Origin of the sequence: Actinokineospora globicatena, from assembly GCF_024171945.1 — a bacterium.
GTDB classification, from domain to species: Bacteria; Actinomycetota; Actinomycetes; order Mycobacteriales; family Pseudonocardiaceae; genus Actinokineospora; species Actinokineospora globicatena.
Window position 1 is genome coordinate 590,642 of record NZ_JAMTCR010000006.1, and the last position, 23,160, is coordinate 613,801.

At 71.0% G+C, this 23,160-nt stretch carries 16 protein-coding genes; 11 read left to right on the forward strand and 5 right to left on the reverse strand.

Annotated features, from left to right (window positions below):
* Positions 1 to 97: 97 nt before the first annotated feature.
* Positions 98 to 1,273, reverse strand: coding sequence for a flagellin N-terminal helical domain-containing protein (locus LV79_RS30255; RefSeq protein ID WP_253841698.1), 1,176 nt, complete (start codon positions 1,271 to 1,273; stop codon positions 98 to 100).
* A 112-nt stretch (positions 1,274 to 1,385) separates the two neighbouring features.
* The gene (locus tag LV79_RS30260; protein WP_253841699.1) at positions 1,386 to 2,255 is read right to left on the reverse strand and encodes a sigma-70 family RNA polymerase sigma factor; all 870 of its coding nucleotides are present in this window, start codon (positions 2,253 to 2,255) and stop codon (positions 1,386 to 1,388) included.
* 189 nt (positions 2,256 to 2,444) lie between these two features.
* Between LV79_RS30260 and flgN the strand changes: the two genes are divergently transcribed.
* The 7 genes from flgN to LV79_RS30295 all read left to right on the forward strand — a co-directional run bounded on the left by flgN (position 2,445) and on the right by LV79_RS30295 (position 10,480).
* Positions 2,445 to 2,972, forward strand: a complete 528-nt coding sequence (flgN, locus tag LV79_RS30265) for a flagellar export chaperone FlgN (protein WP_253841700.1) — start codon at positions 2,445 to 2,447, stop codon at positions 2,970 to 2,972.
* Entirely contained in the window at positions 2,973 to 4,355 is a 1,383-nt protein-coding gene (gene flgK / locus LV79_RS30270) for a flagellar hook-associated protein FlgK (RefSeq protein WP_253841701.1), read from the forward strand. It begins immediately after the preceding gene.
* A gap of 2 nt (positions 4,356 to 4,357) precedes the next feature.
* Positions 4,358 to 5,245, forward strand: a complete 888-nt coding sequence (locus LV79_RS30275) for a flagellin N-terminal helical domain-containing protein (protein ID WP_253841702.1) — start codon at positions 4,358 to 4,360, stop codon at positions 5,243 to 5,245.
* Entirely contained in the window at positions 5,242 to 5,775 is a 534-nt protein-coding gene (gene fliW / locus LV79_RS30280) for a flagellar assembly protein FliW (RefSeq protein ID WP_253841703.1), read from the forward strand. Before LV79_RS30275 ends, fliW begins: the two co-directional genes overlap by 4 nt.
* A 24-nt stretch (positions 5,776 to 5,799) precedes the next feature.
* Entirely contained in the window at positions 5,800 to 6,282 is a 483-nt protein-coding gene (gene csrA / locus LV79_RS34895; protein WP_425547602.1) for a carbon storage regulator CsrA, read from the forward strand.
* 361 nt (positions 6,283 to 6,643) lie between these two features.
* Positions 6,644 to 8,446, forward strand: a complete 1,803-nt coding sequence (locus tag LV79_RS30290) for an APC family permease (RefSeq protein WP_253841886.1) — start codon at positions 6,644 to 6,646, stop codon at positions 8,444 to 8,446.
* Between the two features lie 102 nt (positions 8,447 to 8,548).
* Complete coding sequence (locus tag LV79_RS30295) at positions 8,549 to 10,480, forward strand: methyl-accepting chemotaxis protein (RefSeq protein WP_253841704.1); 1,932 nt, start codon at positions 8,549 to 8,551, stop codon at positions 10,478 to 10,480.
* A 416-nt stretch (positions 10,481 to 10,896) separates the two neighbouring features.
* On the opposite strand, the gene LV79_RS30300 is transcribed toward LV79_RS30295, so the two are convergent.
* Positions 10,897 to 11,556 carry a PP2C family protein-serine/threonine phosphatase gene (locus LV79_RS30300; RefSeq protein ID WP_253841705.1) on the reverse strand — a complete coding sequence of 220 codons (660 nt, stop codon included), beginning with the start codon at positions 11,554 to 11,556 and terminating at the stop codon, positions 10,897 to 10,899.
* 73 nt (positions 11,557 to 11,629) lie between these two features.
* Positions 11,630 to 13,387, reverse strand: a complete 1,758-nt coding sequence (locus tag LV79_RS30305; RefSeq protein WP_253841706.1) for a PAS domain-containing sensor histidine kinase — start codon at positions 13,385 to 13,387, stop codon at positions 11,630 to 11,632.
* 199 nt (positions 13,388 to 13,586) lie between these two features.
* Between LV79_RS30305 and LV79_RS30310 the strand changes: the two genes are divergently transcribed.
* From LV79_RS30310 to LV79_RS30325, 4 genes are all read left to right on the forward strand, one after another.
* Positions 13,587 to 15,347: a sensor histidine kinase gene (locus tag LV79_RS30310; RefSeq protein WP_253841707.1), complete on the forward strand. Its 1,761-nt coding sequence runs from the start codon at positions 13,587 to 13,589 to the stop codon at positions 15,345 to 15,347.
* Positions 15,344 to 16,033, forward strand: coding sequence for a response regulator transcription factor (locus LV79_RS30315; RefSeq protein ID WP_253841708.1), 690 nt, complete (start codon positions 15,344 to 15,346; stop codon positions 16,031 to 16,033). Before LV79_RS30310 ends, LV79_RS30315 begins: the two co-directional genes overlap by 4 nt.
* Positions 16,034 to 16,328: 295 nt before the next feature.
* Complete coding sequence (locus tag LV79_RS30320) at positions 16,329 to 17,714, forward strand: helix-turn-helix domain-containing protein (RefSeq protein ID WP_253841709.1); 1,386 nt, start codon at positions 16,329 to 16,331, stop codon at positions 17,712 to 17,714.
* A 264-nt stretch (positions 17,715 to 17,978) separates the two neighbouring features.
* Positions 17,979 to 21,476, forward strand: a complete 3,498-nt coding sequence (locus tag LV79_RS30325) for a M28 family peptidase (RefSeq protein ID WP_253841710.1) — start codon at positions 17,979 to 17,981, stop codon at positions 21,474 to 21,476.
* 75 nt (positions 21,477 to 21,551) lie between these two features.
* On the opposite strand, the gene LV79_RS30330 is transcribed toward LV79_RS30325, so the two are convergent.
* A complete protein-coding gene (locus LV79_RS30330) occupies positions 21,552 to 22,679 on the reverse strand; it encodes an LLM class flavin-dependent oxidoreductase (protein WP_253841711.1) in 1,128 nt (375 codons plus the stop codon).
* Positions 22,680 to 23,160: the final 481 nt, after the last annotated feature.

Genomic DNA, 23,160 nt, shown 5'->3' on the forward strand with positions numbered 1-23,160 from the left:
CTTCGTCCGGGGTCGACCACTACATCGGCCGCTGGCGGCCGGGAATGAGAAAAGCCCGGGCACTGATCTGGCTGATCAGTGCCCGGGCCGTGTTCACTCAGCCACGCAGGAGCTGCAGAACGCTCTGCGGGGCCTGGTTCGCCTGGGCGAGCATCGCGGTGCCCGCCTGGGACAGGATCTGCGACCGGGTGAACTTGACCATCTCCTGCGCCATGTCGGTGTCGGTGATCGCCGACTTGGACGCCGAGAGGTTCTCCACCTGGACGTTGATGTTGTTGATGGTGTGCTCGAACCGGTTCTGGTACGCACCCAGCTGGCTGCGGGCGGTCGACAGGTTCTTGATCGCGGCGTCGACGGCGTCGATCGCGTTGCGAGCGTTGGTGGTGTTGTTGAGCGACACCGTGTTGCCGACGCCGAGGCCAGCGCTGTCGAAGCCGGTGGCGGTGGAGCCGGTGGTGCCCGCGACCGCGGTGCCCGCGGTCAGACCAGCAGCCGACGAGGAGACGGTGATGGTCTCGGTCTGGGCGACCTTGGACGAGATCTTCAGGTCCGCGCCCGCCTTCGTGGCGACGAACGAGGCGCTGAAGCTGGCGTTGCCGTTGAGCTGGTTGACAACGTCGTCCAGGCTGGACGGGCTGTTCAGCGTGACCGTGGCACCGTTGCCGCCGATGGAGGCGGTGATGGTCTCGGTGTCGAGAGCGGCGCTGAAGGTACCCGCGAGGGTGTTGCTGGCCTTGGTACCGGCGGCACCGAACACCGACGCGTCCATGGACACGTTGATGCGGTCGTCGGTGGTGTTGTTGGCGCCGACCTGGAAGGAACCGGTGTAAGCGGTACCGCCAGCGGTGCCAACGGCCAGCAGCTTCTGGCCGCCGAAGGAGGTGGTCTTCGCGATCCGGTCCAGCTCGGACTGCAGCTGGCCGAACTCGGTCTGGGCCGCCGCCTGGGCGTTGGTGTCCTGCGAACCGCCGTTGGCGGCCTGGACAGCCAGGTCACGCATGCGCTGCAGGATCTCGGCCGACTCGTTCAGGGCGCCATCGGCGGTCTGAACGACGTTGACGCCGTCCTGGGCGTTGCGGGTCGCTACCTTGAGGCCGCCGATCTGGGACTGGAGCCCCTGGGCGATCGACATGCCCGCGGCGTCGTCCGCGGAGCGGTTGATCCGCAGGCCAGACGAGAGCTTCTCCAGCGAGCCCTGCATCTGCTTGTCGTTGACCGACAGGTTGCGGTACGCGTTCATGGCAGCGATGTTGGAGTTGATGCGCAGACTCATGATGTTTCCTCCTTGAAGAGAGTCCCAATCCCCGCCCTTCCGTGGGCAGGCACCGAGTTATTCGGCGTTCCCCGCCGGTATCTGAGGTTCCGGCGGAAGTTTTTTGCAGGAATCAGGCGGACATGTCCACCGGCACGCCCTGGGGCGTGGTCTTGGCCAGCCGGGTGCGCAGGGTGCCCTGCGCCGCGACGGCGGCGTAGTAAGAGGCGCGGCGGCGCGCGGCGCACCCGTCCGGCTTGTCCGAAGAGGACACGCGCTCGGGGTCGAGCTGGGAGTTGATGCCCTCGCGCAGCAGCGCCGTCGCCTCGGCGCGCAGCTGCGAGACCCGCGACTCGGTGACCCCGAGCCGCTCGGCGATCTCGGCCATCGGCCGGTTGTTGAAGTAGTACTCCTCGATGACCACGCGCAGCCGCTCCGGCAGCACCTCGACGGCGTCGCGCAGGTACCCGACCCGCTCGCGCTCGACGATGAGGTCCTCGGGGGTGGCGCGCTCGTCGGGGATGACCATCTCGGTGGCCTCGGGGCCCTCGGAGACGACCGACTGCAGGCTGACCACGAAGGAGCGCTGCACGTCGTCGCGGATGGACACCACGGTGCGCACGTCGGTCTCCAGCGCCGCCGCCAGCTCGGAGTCGTTGGGGACCCGGCCGTGCTCGGCGACGAAGGCGTCGCGGGCGCCCTCGAGCTTGCGGACCTTGCCGCGCACCGAGCGGCTCGCCCAGTCCTGGCCGCGCAGCTCGTCGAGCAGCGCGCCGCGGACGCGGACCGCGGCGTAGGCCGGGAACGGGACGCCGCGGCCCGCGTCGTAGGCGTTGGCGGCGGCGACGAGGGCCTCGGAGCCCGCGGAGAACAGCTCGTCGCGGCGGACGTGCGCGGGAACCCGAGCCAGCATCTCCCGGACGACGTGGCCGACGAGGGGCAGGTTCGCCGCGATGAGACCGTCGGTGTCGGTGGTGCGGGTGGTGGTGGGGTTCTCGGACATTGTCGGTGCCTCCGCCGCTCATCCATCTGGGACGTCGTGTGGGCGGTTGGTGCGTCCGCCCTGATGACGTCAAAGGTGGGGGGTGGAGGGTGCGCCCCAAGTGCCGCACGGGTGCGTCTCGGGTGCGACCGGTCGGGAAGCTTTTACGCGGTTTCCTCAAGCGTGCCCCGCCCGCGTCGATAGGGCTTGGTGAACGAGCCGTCCAACCGCCTACCGGAGGCAGCGCAGATGAACCCCGTGGAGACCTCAGCGATCCTCTGGCGGCAGCGTGAGCTGCTGTCCTTGCTGCTGTTCAAGCTCGAGGTGGAGAGCCTGCTGCTGGCCGCGGGCCGCACCAGGTGGCTGGGGTCCGCGACCTACGAGGTCGAGCTCATGCTCGAGCGCATCCAGAGCACCGAGCTGCTGCGCGCCGCGGCCGTCGACGAGCTGGCCGAGACCCTCGGCCTGCCGCCCGGCCCGAGCCTGGCCGCGCTCACCGACGCGCTCGACGAGCCCTGGTCGGCGGTCTTCGCCGAGCACCGCACCGCGCTGGCGACCCTCTCGGCGGAGATCGAGTCCGCTGTGGAGGCCAACCGCGACCTGCTGACCTCCGGTCGGCGCGCGGTGGCCGAGGCGCTGCGCGTGGTGCGCGGCGGCGGCGACAGCAGCCTGTACCGCGCCGACGGCAGCACCGCACCCGCGGCCGTGGGTGCCCGACTCGTGGACGAGGCCCTGTAGATGAGCTCCTTCAACGGGATCAACACCGCCCTCACCGCCCTGCGCACCCAGCGCCAGGGCCTCGAGCTGGCCGGGCAGAACATCGCGAACGCGGGCACCGAGGGCTACACCCGGCAGCGCCTGGAGACCTCGTCCATCGGCGGCTCGCCGGTCGCGGCCTTCTGGTCCACCCCGAACAAGTTCTCCACCGGCCAGGGCGTCCAGGTCACCTCGGTGAACCGGCTGCAGGACGCCTACATGGACGCCCGCGTGCGCTCCGAGCACGAGCGCAAGGCCGCCACCGACACCAACCACGACGTCCTCGTCGACGTCGAGCGGGTCTACAACGAGCCGAGCGACAACGGCCTGCAGGCCCAGCTCACCGACCTGTGGTCGGGCTTCGCCGACGTGGCCGACAACCCCGGCGACCTCGGGTCCCGCACCCAGCTGCTCACCAGGGCCCAGTCCGTGGCGGGTACGCTCAACGCCGCGTCCGCCGAGCTGGCTGGCCAGTACACCGAGCGCCGCACGCAGCTGGTCAACAACGTCAACGACATCAACGCCGCGGCCAAGCAGCTGGCCAGCCTCAACGAGGCCGTCGTGCGCGCCAAGGCCGCCGGTGTCAGCGCCAACGAGCTCTCCGACCAGCGCGACACCGCCGCCCTCAAGCTCACCGAGCTGACCGGCGGTCAGCTCACCCGCGGTGCGGATGACTCCATCACCATCACCCTTGGTGGGTCCAACCTGGTGAGCGGCAGCACTTCCCGCGACCTCAAGGTGACCAACGGCGCGGACATCGCCTCCGCTGGCGCCGACCCGGTGACCCTCAAGTGGGTGGACACCGACACCGTCGCCACCGGCGCGGGCGGCAAGGCGGGCGCGCTGCTCAACGGCCTCAACACCGTCCTGCCCGACCAGTTGGCCCGCTTCGACAAGGTCGCCAACGCGCTCACCACGACCATCAACACCGCCAACGCCGCCGGGTTCACCAAGGCGGGCGCCGCGGGCGGCGCGCTGATGTCGGGCACCACCGCGGCCACCATCAAGGTCGCCACCACCAACCCGGCCGACATCGCCGCCTCGGCGAGCGGCACCCAGGCCCTCGGCGGCGGCAACGCCGACGCGATGGCCCGGCTCGGCTCGAAGTCCGGCGGCGCCGACGAGGTCTACCGCACCAACGTCGCCGACATCGGCATGCGCGTGCGCGCGGCCGAGCAGGCGGCCACCACCCAGGGCACCATCACCAACCAGGTCGACTCCGCGCGGTCGGCCACCTCCGGGGTCAACCTGGACGAGGAGCTCACCTCGATGATCACCTACCAGCGCTCCTACGAAGCCGCCGCCAAGGTCATGTCCACCGTGGACTCCATGCTCGACACGCTGATCAACCGGATGGGGGTCTAGCCATGACGGGTTTCCGGGTGACCGAGCAGTCCACCTCGGCCAAGGTGCTGGCCGGGCTGCGCACCAGCCAGAACAACGTCGACCGCCTGCGCGAGCAGATGACCACCGGCAAGCAGGTGTCCAAGCCCTCGGACTCCCCGACCGGGGTCGTCTCGGCCATGCAGGTCCGCTCCGACATCGCGACCCGCGACCGCTACGACCGCAGCGCCACCGACGGCGTCGCGCGCCTGAGCACCGCGGAGAACGCGCTGAGCACCGGCAGCGACCTGCTCAACCGCGCCCGCGACCTGGTGCTGCAGGGCATGTCCGAGCCCGCGCTGAGCAACCCCTCCGCGCGCGCCGGGATCGCCGTCGAGGTCCGCTCGCTGCGGGAGAACATGCTCTCGGTCGCCAACACGACCTACCTGGACCGCCCGGTCTTCGGCGGCACCACCGACAAGACCAGCGCGTTCCTCGACACCGGCGTGTACCAGGGCGACACCGGCAGCGTGCAGCGCCGCGTCGGCGACAGCACCCAGGTGCGCGTCGACGTCTCCGCGGACGTGTTCGGCACCGCCGCGGGCAACGTCTTCGACGTGCTCGCCTCCATCGCCACCGGCCTGGAGACCAACCCCGCCACCCTGACCGGTGACCTCGATCGGTTGGATCTCGCCAAATCGCGTGTCACGAACGAACTGGCTTCCGTGGGCAGCCGTTACAGTCAGCTCACCGCGGCCCAGGACACCGCGAGCACCCAGGTCCTGGCGCTGACCGGGCGGTTGTCCGAGATCGAGGATATCGACATGGCCAAGGCGGTGATCGACCTGCAGACCCAGACCGCCGGGTACGAGGCAGCGCTCGCGGCGACCGCCCGGGTCGTGCAGCCCTCGCTGCTGGACTTCCTGCGATGACCGCCGGGCTCTCCACGCTGACGGCTGGACCGTCCACCCCGAACACGGGTCTGTCCACGCTGACCACCAGCCCGTCCACGCTGACCGCGCCACCGGCCCGAGGAGGCACCGCGACCGCCGTGAGCACCACCCCAGCCGAGGCAGGGCACGCACTGCCGACCATCGAGTTCCGCACCCCGATGCCGGGGTTCCCGGAGCACCGCGAGTTCGTGCTGGTCGCCGTGGACCCCGACGGCCCGCTGTTCACCCTGCGCTCGGTCGACGACCCGCGGCTGCGCTTCCTGGTGGTGCCGCCCGCGCCGTTCTACCCCGACTACGCGCCCCAGGTCGGCGCCCAGGTGCTCGAGCAGCTGGGCACCACCGACCCGGAGGACCTGCTGGTCCTGCTCGTGGTCACCGCGGCGGGATCGGTCGCCGAGGCCACCGCCAACCTGCTCGCCCCGGTCATCGTCGACCAGAGCACCCGACGAGCGGTCCAGGTGATCCTGGAGGAGGATCTCCCCATCCGAGCCCGGTTGCTGCCCGCCTGAAGCGGTGGGGGGAGGAGAGATCACGTGCTGGTGCTGACCCGTCGGACCGGGGAGAGCGTGCGGATCGGGGACGAGGTCACCGTCACCGTGCTCGACATCAGGGGCGACGTGGTCCGCGTGGGCATCCAGGCGCCCAGATCCGTCGCCGTGCACCGCGACGAGGTCTACCGCGAGCTGCGCAAGGCCAACGAACAGGCCGCGCGCTCGGTGGACGAGGGCGCCGCACTGCTCACCGACGCGCTGCGCAAGCGCGGGCAGGGCCCGGTCCCGGGTCCTGCCCGCCCCGCGACCGAAGCGGTACCCACACAGTCGGAGGCACCCGTGGCCACGCCCGGTCCCGTTCCCTCGCCGAGCCCGATCCCGTCACCCGGTCCGGTGCCGTCCCCCAGCCCGGACCCCTCGCCCAGGCCTGCTCCCTCGCCCAGCCCGTCGCCCAGTCCGGTGCCGACGCCGCCCCGGCCGGCGCCGCCCACGCGCAACCCCACGCCCCGACCGCCGGGGAGCTGACCGCGCCACCCCCGTGCCCGACCGCTCGCGGCCGGGCAATTCGCCCATCCCGGGGTGAATCGGCGCCCGGAAACCCTTGGTGGGCCCGGGAAAACCCGCGCGAGCCGGTCCAGTGCGGCATGCTGCACCCGTGCAGCGAGTGACCCCCGAGGGCGAACAGGACACCACCGAGCCAGCCGAGCCGTCCGAGCTCGCCGAGCCGACCGAGCCCGAGTACCGGCTCCCGGCCGAAGTGGACTCCCCGACCAGCGGTGGGCCGCCCCGGCGGCCGCTGGCCAGGTGGCTGCTGCGCCACCGCGTGCAACCGGTCGGTCGGGCGGGCCACGAGGAGCACGGCACGCCGCAGTCCTGGTGGAAGGTCATGTGCCTGACCGGGGTCGACTACTTCTCCACGCTGTCCTATCTCCCGGCCATCGCCGCCGTCGCCGCGGGCGCGGTCGCCCCGATCGCGACCGTGCTCATCGTGGCGCTGACCCTGTTCGGGATGCTGCCGATGTACCGGCGGGTCGCGGGGGAGAGCCCCAACGGGCAGGGCTCGGTGGCGATGCTGGAGAAGCTGCTGCCGTTCTGGCGCGGCAAGGTGTTCGTGCTGGTGCTGCTCGGGTTCGTCGCCACCTCGTGGATCATCACCATCACCCTCTCGGCCGCCGACGCCACCGTGCACATGGTGGAGAACCCGTTCTTCCCCTCGGCGCTGCACGGCAACGAGGTGCTGGTGACCGTGGTCCTGCTGTTGGTGCTCGGCGGGGTGTTCCTGCTCGGCTTCAGCGAGGCCGTCTCCGTCGCCATCCCGCTGGTCGCGGTGTTCCTCGCGCTCAACGCCGTCATCGTGGTCGTCGGGGTGGCGGACCTGACCACCCACGGCGCCCAGTTCGCCGACTGGTGGACCGCGCTGACCTCCGGCGGCGACCTCGCGGGCACCGCCGTGCTGGCGTTCCCGCTGCTGGTGCTGGGCCTGTCCGGGTTCGAGACCGGGGTCAGCATGATGCCGCTGATCGCCGCCGACGGCGCCAAGCCCAAGGAGCGGCTGGCCGGTCGGATCCGCAACACCCGCAAGCTGCTGACCACCGCCGCGCTCATCATGTCCGGCTACCTGATCGCCACCAGCCTCATCACCACCGTGCTCATCCCGGCCAAGGAGTTCGAGCCGGGCGGCGCGGCGGTCGGCCGGGCGCTGGCCTACCTCGCGCACACCCGGTTGGGTGACGTCTTCGGCACCGCCTACGACATCAGCAGCATCCTGATCCTCTGGTTCGCAGGCGCGTCCGCGATGGCCGGGTTGATCAACATAGTGCCGCGCTACCTGCCCTCGTACGGCATGGCGCCGGAGTGGGGCCGCGCGGTGCGCCCGGTCGTGCTCGTCTACACCGCGCTCTGCGTCGTCATCACCATCGCCTTCGGTGCCGACGTCAACGCCCAGGCGGGGGCCTACGCCACCGGCATCCTGGCGATGATGGTGTCCGGCGCGTTCGCCGTCACCATCTCCGCGCTGCGCCGCCGCGAGACCGGCAAGACCGCCGGGTTCACCGCGCTCACCCTGGTGCTGCTCTACGCCCTGGTCGCCAACGTGGTCGAGAAGCCGGACGGCATCGCCATCTGCGCGGTGTTCGTCGCCGGGGTCATCGCGGTGTCGCTGGTCTCCCGGGTCACCAGGACCACCGAGCTGCGCGCCGACCGCATCGAGTTCGACGAGCAGGCCCGCCGGTTCGTCACCGACTCCCTCGAGCACGACGGCAGGCTCAACATCATCGCCAACAAGCGCCAGGCCGGTGACGCCGAGGAGTACGCCGCGAAGGAGATCGAGCAGCGCGGCCTCAACCCGGTGCCGGGCAGCGCGGACGTGCTGTTCCTGGAGATCGACGTGGTCGACCCGTCGGACTTCAGCGACGTGCTGCGGGTGCGCGGGGTCGACGTCGACGGGCACCGGGTGCTGCGCGCCGACAGCCCGGCCGCGCCCAACGCCATCGCGGCCCTGCTGCTGGCGCTGCGGGACGCGACCGGGGTCAAGCCGCGGTGCTACTTCGAGTGGTCGGAGGGCAACCCGCTCACGCACCTGTTCCGCTACCTGCTGCTGGGCCAGGGCGACACCGCCCCGGTGACCAGGGAGATCCTGCGCACGGCGGAACCCGATCCCGGTCGCAGACCGGGTATCCACGTCGGCTGACCGGGTGACTCCGGCCACCCATCGTGTGACGTTCTCCTCAGATCGCCCGGTTGTGAGCCGAGTGTCCGGGAAACGAACGTCGTCAGTGGAGAGGAGTGGGTCGTGGCACTGTTCGCACCAGCCAGCGCGTTGCTCGGCAGGCTCAAGTACGCGTACAAGATCCTTCTGCTCACCGTGGTCCTGGTGCTGCCGCTGGGGTTCGTCACCTACGGCTACATCGGCATCCAGACCGCCCAGGTCGACTTCAGCGCCAAGGAGCGCGACGGCGTCGCCTACCTGCTGCCCGTGCTGAAGCTGACCGCGGCCACTGTGGACGCCCGCCGGGCCGCCTCCGCGGGCACCACGACCGGCGCGATCACCGACGAGATCGCCGCGGTGGACGCCGTCGACGTGACCCTCGGTGCCGAGCTCGGCGTCAAGGAGGCGTGGAGTACCGCCAAGTCCGCGCTGTCCGCCGCCGTGAGCGCGGGCCAGGGCCAAGACGCGTACGACGCCTACAGCAAGGCGTCCGCGGCGCTGCTGACCCTGATCGTGTCCATCTCGGACACCTCGAACCTCACGCTCGACCCGGACCTGGACTCGTACTACCTGATGGACGCGCTGGTGTTCCGCCTGCCCGCGCTGCTGGACCTCGCGGGCCAGGTCGTCGACGACGCCACCCTGGCCATCGCCGACGGGTCCGCCGACCGGCTGCAGGAGACCCGGCTGCGGCTGTCCAAGGCCGCAGGCGCCCTGGAGAGCACCCAGGCCGCGGTGGACACCGGCATGAAGACCTCGTTCGAGAAGACCGCCCGCGCGGAGCTGGCCGCCGCCAAGTCCGATGTGGACGCCGAGCAGAAGGCGCTGCGCGCGGTGCTGGCCCAGGTCAACACCGCCGTGGAGACCGGGAACCTGACCGCGGTCACCGCCGCGACCGGGGACACCGCGCGCACCGAGGTCAGCCAGCTGATGGACAAGCTCGGCCCGGAGCTCGACGAGCTGCTGCAGGTCCGCATCGCCGGGTTCGAGCAGAAGGCCCTCGTGGTCGAGCTCGCCACCCTGCTCGCGGTGCTGCTGGTCGGCTACCTGCTGGTCGGCTTCTACCTCTCGGCCACCGTCCCGCTGCGCCGCACCGTCGGCACCCTGCGCGCCCTCGCCGAGGGCGACCTGACCCAGCGGGTCATCATCGACACCCGCGACGAGGTCGGCCAGATGGGCACCGCGCTCAACGAGGCCCTCGGCCGGGTCAAGTCCGCCATCCAGGAGCTGCAGGGCGACGCCGAGGGCGTGGCCAGCGCCTCCACCGAGCTGTCCGCGGTCTCCGGCGAGCTGCGCCGCACCGCCCAGTCCAGCGCCGCCAAGGCGGGCGAGGTCGGCTCCATCGCCAACCAGGTCTCCGCCCACGTCGACTCGGTCTCCTCCGGCGCCGACGGCATGACCGCCGCCATCGACGAGATCTCCTCCGGCGCCAGCCGAGCCGCCGCCGTCGCCATCGAGGCCGTCGACGCCGCCATCGCCACCCAGTCCACCATCAACCGCCTCGAGGAGAGCTCCAAGCAGATCGGCGAGGTCGTCAAGGTCATCACCGCCATCGCCGACCAGACCAACCTGCTGGCCCTCAACGCCACCATCGAGGCCGCCAGGGCAGGCGAGTCCGGCAAGGGCTTCGCCGTGGTCGCAGGCGAGGTCAAGGACCTGGCCCACGAGACAAGCAAGGCCACCGGCGACATCTCCGCCAAGGTCGAGGCCATCCAGACCGACGCCAAGGCCGCCGTAGCCGCCATCGAGGGCATCGCAGGCGTCATCGCCCGCATCAACGACTTCCAGACCACCATCGCCGCGGCCGTGGAGGAGCAGTCCGCCACCACCGGGGACATGAGCCGGGCAATCGGCCAGGTCGCTTCGGGGGCCCGCGAGATCGCGCTGGGTATCGGGGATGTCGTGGACGAGAACGAGCAGACCACGACTGGTGCTGTGTCTACGGCTGTTGCCGCTGAGGAACTGGCGGGGACGGCGGAGCGCATGCGAGGGATTGTGGGTCGGTTCACGATCTGATCTGTGGCGAGGGGAACCGGGATCCGCGTTCGTGCGGGTTCCGGTTCTTTTGTGCGGGGCCCCTACGACACCCGTGGCAGGACCGCAAAGCAGGGGCCGAAAAGCATGGCCCTGTCCGCGCAACGACGCTACGGGTACCGTCCCCCCACACAAAACAAGTCCACCCCATCGAGCCGGCCTGGCACCAGCGCCGTGGTGGAGCGCGTGTCGGCCAACGTCGTTTGGCGGTTGTCTTGGGGCCAACGTCGTCGGCGGGCGGTCTTGGGGCCAACGTTGTTGGTGCCTTGCCAGCCGTGGCGGGTGGGCTGGACTGGGCGTGGGGACTTGGTGGGGCGTGTGGTGGGGGAGGTTGTGGTGCAAGCGAAAAGGGGGCGTGGGTGGGCGGTGCCCGGGTCCACGCCCCCTGGGGGAAGGGGTTAGGCGGCGGCCAAGTGGTGGTGGGGGTGGGTTTCTGGGCGGCCTACCACGATGGCGGTGGCGTTGTCGTCGCCGCGGGCGGCGGTTACCAGGGTGGTGGCGGGCGCGGGGGAGTGGGATAGCAGGGAGGCGATGCGGTCCGAGGTGAGTCCTTTGTGGACGCCGTCGGTGGTGAGGAGTAGGGCGGTGGGGAGGTAGGAGTCGACCTCGCCGATGGTGGCGGGGGGTGCTGTTCGGACGCTGGTGGTCACGATGTTGTTCAGGCGGGGGGCAACAGCGACGCCGCGGGTGGCGAAGTACTGGGCGATGGTGTGGTCTGTGGTCAGTTGCCGGACCGCGGTGCCGTTCCAGGTGTAGGCGCGGGCGTCGCCTACCCAGGCTATGCGGTAGCCGGTGGGGGTGGCGTGGGCGATGACCAGGACGCAGTCGCCGTCGGTGAGGGAGCGGACGGCGCGTTGGGCGGCCAGTAGGCCCTCTCGGGGGCTGAGGCCGACCTCGACGGCGGCCGCGGTGGCGACTCGGGCCGCGAGGGCGGCGGCTGGGGTGTCGCCGATGCCGTCGGCGAGGGCGAGCACCACCGTGTCGCCGATCGTGCCGGACGCGGCGGCGTCCGCGTTGAAGTGCCTGTTGCCTTGGGTACCCGCCAGGTGCCAGTCCATCGTGTCCTCCTCCGGCCACCACCCACTGTCGGCGCCGAAGCTGTGCGTTGCCTGTGCGGGAGCTGACCGCCGGTTATGAAGCCGGGCCTGCCAGCGGGAGCTCCAGGCGGATCACCGTCCCGCCGTTGCCGCCGTGCGAGGGGGTCAGGACCATGGCGCCGCCGTGGCGTTCGGCGATGGCGCGGGTCAGGACCAGGCCGAGGCCGGAGCCGATGAGCTGGTCGCCGTTGGTGGCGCCGAGGGTGGTGAACAGCCTGCCGGAGTCCCCCGGCAGCGGGTTCTCGTCGACGATCTCCAGGGTCCAGTCGTGCCGGGTGACCGCGGAGTTGACGTACACCGAGGCCGACGGCGGCGAGCTGCCGATCGCGGCCGCCACCACGTGGTGCACCATGCGGGCCAGCAGGTCGCGGTCGCCGGTGAGCACCGTGGCGTCGGCGCCGAGGCTGTTGACGACCGTCACCGACCGGTCCGCCGCGAGCATCGACAACGTGGCGATCTGCTCGGCCACCAGCGGGCCTACCGGGGTGGGCGCCAGGTCCAGGTGCCGGGAGTGCGACTCCAGCCCGGCCAGGAACAGCAACTTCTCCACCAGCGTCGCCATCCGGTGCACGTTGCGGTCCACCGCCAGCGCCAGCGTCCGGTCGCCCTGGCCGTCGGTCAACAACGGCGTCAACGAGGTCAACGTCGTCAGCGGCGTGCGCAGCTCGTGCGACACCGTCGCGATGAACTCCGTCTTGAGCGACGCCAACCGCGACAGCTCAGCGTTGCGGCGCTGCAAGGACCGTTGCGACTCGACCTGCTCGGTGACATCGCGCAGCACCCACAGGTTCCCCAGCCGCTCCCGGTCGTCCTTGATCGGCAGGAAGTCCACCTCCAACACCCGGTCCGGTCCGAAGGGGACCACCGCCCGCCGCACGACCAGCCCGTCGGCCATGCACTGCCGCGCCAGCTCGTCGAGCCCGGCGTAGTGCCCCGGCGGCAACCCCCGCAGCCCGCGCACCACCTCGGCGCGCTGCCCGCTCAGCTCGGCCGCCGACCCGCGCAGGTCCAGCAGCGCCGCCGCCGCGGTGTTGATGGTCAGCACCACCCGGTCGTCGTCCTGCAGCAGCACCCCGACCTCCAGCGAGTCGACCAGCTGCCGCAACCGGGTCGCGGTCACCTCCTTGGCCCGCTGCGCCTCCTGCAGCGCGGTGATGTCGTGCGCGAAGGCGACCAGGCCGCCGATGACCGGGTCGTCGATGCGGTCGAGGAAGTCGATGTCGAGCACCCGCCAGCCGACCGGGGTGCGCACCCGCGCCGAGTGCTTGACCTGCCCGCCGCGGTTGTCGGTGTGCAGGGTCTCGATCAGGTTCGCCAGTTGCGGCTGGTCGTCCGGGTGCACCAGCGAGGTGATCGCCGACAGCGTCGTCTCGCCGTAGCGGACCGGGGTGCCGTCGGGCCAGTGCACCATGTTGCTCCACCGCAGCAGCCCGTCCGGGGTGAACAGCGCCACGATGCTGGGCATCTGCGCGATCACCGCGTCCCGGAAGTCGATGACGCCGCCGTCGGTCCGCACCCCGTCGAGGGTGGCCGCGACCGTGTCCACCAACGGCGCCAGTCCCGGGTCCGGGTCGCCCTCGCAGCGCACCGACACGACTCCACCGGAGGTGAGCGCGACGGCGACCGTCGCGCCGGGCACGAGGGTTCCCACACCGGCATCGACCACGCCGGGCAGCCCGCGCAGCACGCTCAGCGCCGCGTAGACGGCCCGACCGGACCGGTCGGCCCAGGTGACCGCGCGCACCGCCGCCGCGCAGTCCCACGGGGAGCTCCCCGCGGAGGTGTCCGCCATGTGACCTCCTTGTCGTGATCAGTGTGGCGAATCAGGACCCCCGGGTCGCGGTGGGGACAACCGTTCCGCACCGGTTTCGCTACCGGTGTCCACCCGATCCGGTGAAAAACGTCCATCGTGGACCGGAAAACCCCACCCGGACCGGTCGCGCTCGTAGTGTTGCCCCGGGGACGCCCCGTACCGCCACTGGAGTGAACCTATGTCGTCGGACCAGGCAGGCCAGCGAGCTCGACCCGCGCTCGCGGGGCTGCTCGACGAGGCCACCCGCCTGCTCGGCGGCGACGACCCGGCCAGGGTGGCGGACCTGCTGCACGAAGCGGTCCTGGGTGGACTCGACCCGGACGACACCACGGTGCTGCGCTCGGTCATCGGCCTGGTGCGCGCGCTCAACGACACCACGGCCGAGGACAGCGGGGTACCGCTGCCGCGCTCCGGGCTGCAGCCGGTCGCCGACCGCGCCCTGGTCGTCACCGTCACCCAGGACGGCACCATGATCGCCGCGCCGGAGGCCATGCGGGACGTGCTCGGCTACCCGCCGTTGGCGATCCCGGCGCGCAGCCTCGGCGACCTGGTGCACCCGCACGACCTGGCCGGGCTGCAGCGCGCCTTCGCCTCGCTCACCTCCTCGCCCGGCTCCCAGGTCGCGGTGGACGCCAGGGTCCGGCACGCCGACGGCCGGTGGCTGGTGTTCGCGGTCAGCATGGTCAACCTGCTGGAGACGACCGGCATCAACGCCGTCGTGGCGCACGGGCACAACGTCACCGAGAAGCGGGCCGCCGACCGGGCGCTGGCGGTGGAGCGGGCCAGGCTGCGCGAGCTGGTGCTGCACCTGGCGGGCGGCGTGGTGGTCGACGACGGCTACCGGGTGCTGCTGGACAACGGAGCGTTCGACCGGATCTTCCGGCCCGGCCGCGCGGTCACCGGTGCCACCGTGGCCGAGCTGCTCGACCTGATCGCCACCGAGTGCGCCGACCCGGCGCTGTCCTGGGAGATGCTCGACCGGATGGTGCGCTCCGGCTCGGTGCACCGCGCGGTGCGGCTGGCGCTGGCCGGTGGCCGGGTGGTGACCTGCGACCTGGTGCCGCTGCGGGCCAACTCCTCGATGGGCACGCTCTGGTACTTCCGCGACATCACCCGCGAGTCGGTGGCCCGCTCGGAGCTCGAGGAGACCAACCGTGCGCTGGAGGAGGCGGCCAACCTCAAGAGCCGCTTCGTCGCCACGGTCTCGCACGAGCTGCGCACGCCGCTGACCGCTGTGCTGGCCTTCTCCGAGATGCTGGAGGACTGCCCCGACCCGCTCTCCGCGCAGCAGGCCGCGCACCTGGCGGTGATCAGCCGCAACGCCAACCGGCTGCTGCGCCTGGTCGACGACCTGCTGCTGCTCTCGCGGCTGGAGACCAACCAGCTGTCGATGTCCTTCACCGACATCGACGTGGCCGACCTGGTCACCAAGGCCGCCGAGAACCACGTGCCGATCGGCGCCAGGGGCGGCATCTCGGTCACCGCCTCGGTCGGCGACGGCCCGCACATCCACGGCGACCCGGCCCGGCTGACCCAGGTCCTGGACAACATCCTGACCAACGCGCTGAAGTTCACCAGGACCGGCGGCGCGGTGCGGGTGCAGGCCCGCGCCGACCAGGCCAGCTGGACCATCGCGATCTCCGACACCGGCATCGGCGTGCCCGCCGCCGACCTGCCCGGCCTGTTCGAGGCGTTCACCAGGGCGTCCAACGCGGGCGCGGCGGGCATCCCGGGCAGCGGGCTCGGCCTGTCGATCTGCAAGCAGATCGTCGCGGTGCACCAGGGCGCGATGACCATCGAGAGCACGGAGGGCGTCGGCACCACGGTGCGCGTGACGCTGCCCGCCGGGCCGGGGGCGGACGGGGTGGTGGGCATCGGCGGGCAGCTCGGCGGCGAGATCGGTGAGGGGATCGGCACAGGCGGGATGGGGCGGCGATGAGCACGGTGCTGGTGGTGGAGGACGAGCCGGACATCGCGCTGGCGCTGCGGGTGATCCTGGAGCGGGCCGGGCACGACGTGATGGTGGCCCCCGACGGGCGCCAGGGGCTGCGGGTGCTGCACGAGTCGCACCCCACGCTGGTGCTGCTCGACATCGGGCTCCCGGTGATCGACGGCTGGATGGTGCTCGAGCGCATCCGCGACGTCAGCGACGTGCCGGTGCTGCTGCTGACCGCGCACGGCATGGAAGCTGACAAGGTCCGCGGCCTGCGCGGCGGCGCCGACGACTACCTGACCAAGCCGTTCTCCACCAGCGAGCTGCTGGCCCGCATCGAGGCCATCCTGCGGCGCACCGAGCAGACCGGCGGCAGCAGCCAGACCGAGGTCTACGACGACGGGGTGGTCCGGATGGACCACCGCTCCCGCCGGGTGTTCGTCAACGGGGCGGAGGCCGAGGTCAACGCCACCGAGTACCGGCTGCTCTCGACCTTCGTGCAGCACAAGGGCGCGGTGCTCTCGCCGCGCCAGCTGCTCAACCTGGTGTGGAACGACCCGACCGGCATCGGCGCCGACCGGGTCAAGTTCGCGGTGCTGCGGCTGCGCCGCAAGCTCGGCTGGTCGGCCGACGACTCCCCGATCAAGGCCGCCCGCGGCATGGGCTACCGCTACGACGTCCCCAAGTCGTGATTCTTTCCCGCGGTAACTTTCGGTGAATACCGACAATTGACCCACGGTGGTACATTCGCCGCGTTGTCGTTCGTCATCGTTCGTCGCTATTGTCCGGTTGGACCGTTGTGGAATGGGTATCCGGCCGGGCGAATAGCGACGGTGTCACCGGTGAATTGACACGCCGATCGCGAGTGCCGCCGGTCTGTTTATTTCCCATGTCCGGAGTGTGCCGCAGGCCACACCGCATTACCTGGGCCGGTGCTACGCTCCCCGCTTTCCACGGCCCGTGCGGGCCGGGCGAGCGGGAGGCGGCATGGCTGGCCACGCGAGCGGGCAGTCCGCGCACTGGCCGGAGTTCGGCCGCCGGATGCGGGAGTGGCGCAGGCGGGCCGGGCTCACGCAAGCCCAGCTGGGTCTGCGGGTCGGCTACCACCACAGCCTCATCTCCAAGCTCGAGAGCGGCGTCCGCGTACCCCCCGCGGGCCTGGTCGAATGCCTCGACTCGATCCTCGGCGCCGACGGCGAGCTGGTCGCGCTGTGCCGCGAACCGGCCAGGGAACCCGACTCCCCGCAGCGCACCCTGCTGTCCCTGCTCCCGGGGGCGGGGGTGCGGCCGGTGCCGGTCGCGGTGCGGTTCTGGCCCGCGACCCTGCCCGAGGACGGTATCGGCTGCCCGCTGCACGGCCACGTCGGCTGCGCCGTGCCCGACCTCGAGACCGCCCGTGACCTGCTCGCACTGCTCGGACCAGGCAGGACGCCGCCCAGGGGGCTCGAACCGGACCTCACCCACGTGCTCACCGCGCTGCTGGTCGAGTACTCCCGGCTGAGCCTGGAGAGCGAGTCCGCGACCGTCTTACCCGCGGTCGAGTGGCTGTTGCACGCGTTGACCCGCCTCGGCGACGTGGCGGAGGACGCGCACCCCGCCCACCAGCGGTTGGCCGCGAACTACGCCGCCATCGCGGGCAGGCTGCGCATGCACCGCGGCCAGACGACGCTGAGCATGGCCTGGTTCGGCCACGGCCTCGCCCGCGCCGACCTGATCGGCGACGTCGGCGCCCGGGTCCGGCTGTTATCCGAGGTCAGCACCCTGGCCAGGCTCGACGGCGACGCCGACACGGCCCTGGCCTGCGCGCGGGCCATGGCGGCGGCCGACCCCACCCGCTCGTGGACGGCGGTGCTGGCCACCATGGCCCTGGCCAGGGGACACGCGGCGGCGGGCGACGACGCCGAGGCGCTGCGCGCGGTCGCGGCGGCCGAGTCGGCGTACGGCAGGCTTGATGAACGCGATCACTTAGAGGCCCCCTGGATCGGCGGTGACCAGGGACGATTGCGGGTCGACGCGGCCGCGGGGGCGGCACTGCGCGACCTGGCCGCGGTCACCGGCGACCGGGCGCTGGCCAGGCAGGCGGTGGTGGTGACCAGCCAGTCCGTCGCCCTGGTCCCGGAGCGGATGCGGCCAGCCGCGCTGCTGCTCTCGGTGCGGTTGGCCGACGCGTACGCCTGCTCGGGCGAACCGGACGCGGCGGTGGCCATCGCCGAGGGCGTCCGGGTGGAGGCCGAGGCCGCGGGCCGGGCCACCATCACCGCGGAACTGGCCGGTCTGCGCGCCCGGCTGGGGCGGCGCTGGGGCGCGGTCGCCGCGGTGCGCGAGTTCGCCGACCGGGTACCCGGACCCGGGGGCCATACGATCCGGCCATAACGAAATTCATCTTTTCGCAAATCGGACAATGCACACTCGGCATTCACCAGGCCTTTTGGTGAAATCGTCGTACGGGGGCCGTGTGCACGAATTTGCCGGGTTTTGACAATCAGGCGTTCCCACTGTGGATTCCATTGACTGTCACATGGCGATATCTGAATGCTTCGCTGCGCTCGGTGACGTCCGCGTTCCACCCGGCGGTGCTCTGCCCACGAGGCCGGAGCCGGCCGCGCCGCGCACAACCCTGCCCACAAGGAGCACTCGATGAAGCGCAGAACGATGACAGCCGGGGTAGCCCTGGCTGTCTTCGCTGGGACGGCGGTCGCGTTGACCGTCAGCCCGGTGTTCGCCAGCCAGGAGCAAGCCCAAGCCCAGGACCGCCAGGCGCTCGCCGTCTCCGCCGCCGATCGCGCGGCCAGCAGCGGCCTGGACTCCCTCGCCAAGGGCCCGGACGAGGCGTACTCGCGTGACCTGGTCACCCCGTACGTCAACGACCTCTACTCGATCAGCTACCAGCGCAGCTACCGCGGCCTGCCGGTCGTCGGCGGCGACGCCACCGTCCTCGCCGACGGCGAGGGTCGCGTCAAGGCGTCCGTGGCCGCGACCAAGGCGAAGGTGGCCGTCCCCTCCACCTCCGCCCGGGTCACCAAGGCCGCCGCCGAGCAGACCTCGCGCGGCCTGCAGGGCAAGACCACCAAGGTCGAGTCCTCGCGGCTGGTCGTCAAGGTCACCAACGACGTTCCCGCCCTGGCGTGGGAGCACCTGCTCATCGGCACCGCCAAGGACGGCGGCCCCAGCCACCTCAACGTCTGGGTCGACGCCAACACCGGCGCTGTTCTGGACAAGGTCGAGGACGCCGCCCACGGCACCGTCAACGGTGAGTGGAACGGCAACGTCAACATCGACACCACGAACTCCGGTGGCACCTACCGCCTCGTGGACCCGAACCGCCCGGGTCTGCAGTGCGCGGACTACAGCGGGGGCACCGTCTTCTCGAAGTCCTCGGACTCCTGGGGCACCGGCTCGGAGACGAGCAAGGAGACCGGCTGTGGCGAGCTCATGTACGCCGCCCAGCAGGAGTGGAACATGCTCCGCGACTGGCTCGGCCGCACCAGCCACAACGGCTCCGGCCGCAGCTGGCCCGCCAAGGTCGGTCTGAACGAGCAGAACGCCTACTGGGACGGCTCCCAGATCACCATCGGCCGCAACTCGGCCAACAAGTGGATCGCCTCGATGGACGTCGTCGGCCACGAGTACGGCCACGGCCTCGACCAGAACACCCCGGGTGGCACCTCCTCCGAGGCGGGCCTGGGCGAGGGCACCGGTGACATCTTCGGCGCCCTGACCGAGGCGTACGCCAACAACGCCAAGGACGTCCCGGACTACCTCGTCGGCGAGACGATCAACCTCGTCGGCAACGGTCCGATCCGCAACATGTACAACCCGTCCCTGGTGAGCAACAACCCCAACTGCTATAGCGCCTCGATCCCCAACACCGAGGTCCACGCGGCTGCGGGCCCGCTCAACCACTGGTTCTACCTGCTCGCCGAGGGCAACAACCCCGGCGGCGGCAAGCCCACCAGCCCGATCTGCTCGGGTGGTCCGTCCTCGATCACCGGCATCGGCATCAAGGACGCCGGTCGCGTCTTCTACGGCGGCATGCTGCTCAAGACCAGCGGCATGACCTACAAGAAGTACCGCGTCGCGACCCTGACCGCGGCCAAGAACCTGGACTCGACCTGCAACCTGTTCAACAAGACCAAGTCCGCGTGGGACGCCATCACGCTGCCCGCGCAGTCCGGTGAGCCCACCTGCACCGGCACCCCGGGCAACGAGTTCAGCGTCTCGCTGAACCCGTCCTCGGGCTCCATCGCCAAGGGCAACTCGGGCACCTTCTCCGTCGCGACCCAGACCACCTCGGGCTCGGCGCAGAACGTCTCCCTCTCCGCCTCGGGTCAGCCCTCGGGCGTGACCGTGTCGTTCTCGCCGACCTCGGTGCAGACCGGCTCCTCCTCCACCGCGACCGTCGCTGTCGGTTCCTCGGTGGCCAACGGCACCTACACGATCACCGTGACCGCGGCGGGCGCCACCAGCCACACCGCGACCTACTCGCTGACCGTCACCGGTGGCGGCAACCCGGACCCGACCGCGCCGAACATCGACGTGGCCGCTGTCCAGGGTCACCTGACCCAGCTCAACACCATCGCGACGAACGCGGGCGGCAACCGCCGCGCGGGTAGCTCCGGCTACACCCAGTCCGTCGCCTACGTCAAGGGCAAGCTGCAGCAGGCGGGCTTCACCGTCGCCGAGCAGAGCTGCACCAGCTGCACCTACGTGTCGAACAACCTGATCGCCGACTGGCCCGGTGGCGACACCGCCCAGACGATCATGTTCGGTGCGCACCTGGACAGCGTCTCCGCGGGCCCCGGCATCAACGACAACGGCTCGGGCTCGGCCACGCTGCTGGAGAACGCGCTGCAGCTCGCCGCCAAGAACCCGACCATGCTCAAGCACGTCCGGTTCGCCTGGTGGACCGACGAGGAGCAGGGCCTCAACGGCTCGAAGTTCTACGTCAACCAGCTGAGCTCGACCGCCCGGTCGCAGATCAAGGCGTACTACAACTTCGACATGGTGGCCTCCCGCAACGGCGGCTACTTCATCAACAACATCAACACCACCGCCGCCGCGCCGCTCAAGGCCTACTGGGACTCGCTGAACCTGTCCCCGCAGGAGAACGTCGAGGGTGCGGGCCGCTCGGACGACTACTCGTTCCAGAACGCGGGCATCCCCTCCTCGGGCTACGCCACCGGTGCCTCGGCGCGCAAGACCTCCGCTGAGGCCACCAAGTGGGGCGGCACCGCGAACGCCGCCTACGACTCCTGCTACCACAGCTCCTGCGACACCACGAGCAACATCAACGCCACGGCTCTCGACCGCAGCGCTGACGGTGTCGCGTACACGATCTGGAAGCAGGCCGTGGGCACCACCACGCCGACCAACGACTTCTCGGTGTCGTTGAACCCGACCTCGGGCACCGTCCAGCAGGGCGGCTCGGCCACCACCACGGTGTCGACCCAGACCACCTCTGGCTCGGCGCAGAACGTCACCCTGTCGGCCACCGGTGCCCCCTCGGGCGTCACCGTCGCCTTCAGCCCGTCCTCGGTGCAGACCGGTTCGTCGTCCACGGCGACCATCAACGTCAGCTCCTCGGCGGCGGCGGGCAACTACCAGATCACCATCTCCGGTGTGGGTAGCGCGACCCGTTCGGCGACGTACAACCTGACCGTCGGCAACACCAACCCGGGCAACTGCACCGGCTCGAACGTCATCGCCAACGGTGGCTTCGAGTCCGGCACCACCCCGTGGACCACCACCTCCGGTGTCGTCGACAACTCGGCGCAGGAGGCCCCGCACGGTGGCTCGTACAAGGCGTGGCTGAACGGCTGGGGCTCCACCCGGACCGACAGCGCGGCGCAGACCGTCACCATCCCGGCGGGCTGCTCCAACTCCACGCTGACCTACTGGCTGCGCATCACCACCGCGGAGACCGAGAACGTCCAGTACGACAAGCTGACCGTCACCGTCGGTGGCACCACGGTCGCCAGCTACTCGAACGTGGACGCGGGCGGCTCCTACGTGCAGCGGACCATCAACGTGGGTCAGTTCGCGGGCCAGTCGGTCACCGTGAAGTTCAACGGTGTCGAGGACGCGAGCCTGCAGACCAGCTTCCTCATCGACGATGTGGCGCTGCAGACCAGCTGATCACGTGCTCTGACAACTGAATAGAGCGGGGCGGGACCCATGTGGTCCCGCCCCGCTGCTGTCTCTACAGAGGACCTAGCTGATCCACTCCTTGGCGAGCAGCTCGAAGGACCTGACCCTGGCCGCGTGCTCGTGGGTGATGGTGGTGACCATCAGCTCGTTCGCCCCGGTGACCCGGCGCAGCGTGTCCAGCTTCTCCGCCACCTCGCCGGGGGTGCCGACGAACTGGGTCTCGATGCGGTCGGCGACCAGCGAGCGCAGCTGGTCGGTCCACTCGAAGGCCGCGGCCTCCTCGGCGGTCGGGAACGGGATCGCGCCCTCGCCCGAGCGGATGCTGAGCACCCACTGCCCGTAGGGCCGGGCCAGCTCCCGCGCCGTGGCGGTGTCCTCGGCGACCACCACGTCGGCGGAGACCATCACGTACGGCTCGGGGAACGCCGCCGACGGCACGAACGCCTCCCGGTAGGCCGCCACCGCCTCCAGCACCGACGACGGGCTCACGTGGTAGTTCGCGGTGAACGGCAACCCCAGTTCGCCCGCGGCCTTCGCGCTGGGGCCCGCGCTGGAGCCGAGCACCCACAGCTGCGTGTCGGTGCCCTGCGCGGACGGCGCCTGGAACAGGTGGCCGTCGTCGTCGGTGTGCCCGGTGGTGAGGAACGCCAGGATCTGGCGCACCTGGACCCCGTAGTCGACCTCGTCCTCCCGCGCGCCGAGCAGCCGGTGGCTCGCCTCGAACCGCCGCTGCACCTCGGGCCGGTCCAGCGCCCCCTTGGGCCTGCCGGGGATCACCAGCCCGTCGACGTCGCGCGAGGGCACCTGCGGCGCGGTCGTCGACCCGAACAGCTTGGCCAGGTCCTTGGCGCGCACCAGCCCGGACCGGCCGAGGCCGAGGTCGACCCGCCCCGGGTGCGCCAGCGCGACGGTGCCGAACTGTTCGGCCACCGACACCGGCGTGTAGTACCCGAGCAGGACCGCGCCGGACCCGACCCGGATCGTGCTGGTGGCCCCCGCGATGATCGCGCTGAGCACCGCGGGCGACGACGACGCCACCCCCGAGGCGAAGTGGTGCTCGGCCACCCAGAACCGCCGGTACCCGAACTGCTCCGCCCGCTGCGCGAGCTCGACGGTCTCCCGCAGCGCATCCGCGGGCCCACGCCCCGACGCGACCGGCGCCAAGTCCAAAATAGACAGAGGGACAGACATGGCTCCCCTTCCTCGATCGGCTGGGCCGCCCACGACGCTACCGCCCGGTCAGGCGCATTCCGGGATGTGGGAACCCCGGAATACCCACACCCCGTGACCGGTTGCAGCAAGATCGACCCGATCGGCGCAGTATCGCCACCCCCCACCCGCACGATCTTCACGACGGGACCGTTCCGGGGGGAGCCGCACTGTGCCCACACGAGCCACCCGCGGCCACGGCCGCACCACACCACTAGCGCGCGCTTGTGGGTGCCCGGCGCCAACCCCACCCACCGCCCGCGCGCGGCCGAACCCCTACACCCCTTCAGCGCCAACGCGCTTGCGCCACCCGGCCCCCTCCGAAGCCCTGTTCGACGGCCTAAACCGCCACACTCCTGAGGGCCTGTCTCTAACGGCACGCGGACCCGCGGCCGTCAGCGGTACCGCGAGCACACCTACGGCGGGCGGGACGAGCCGCGTGTCGACCCATGCGGACATCGCC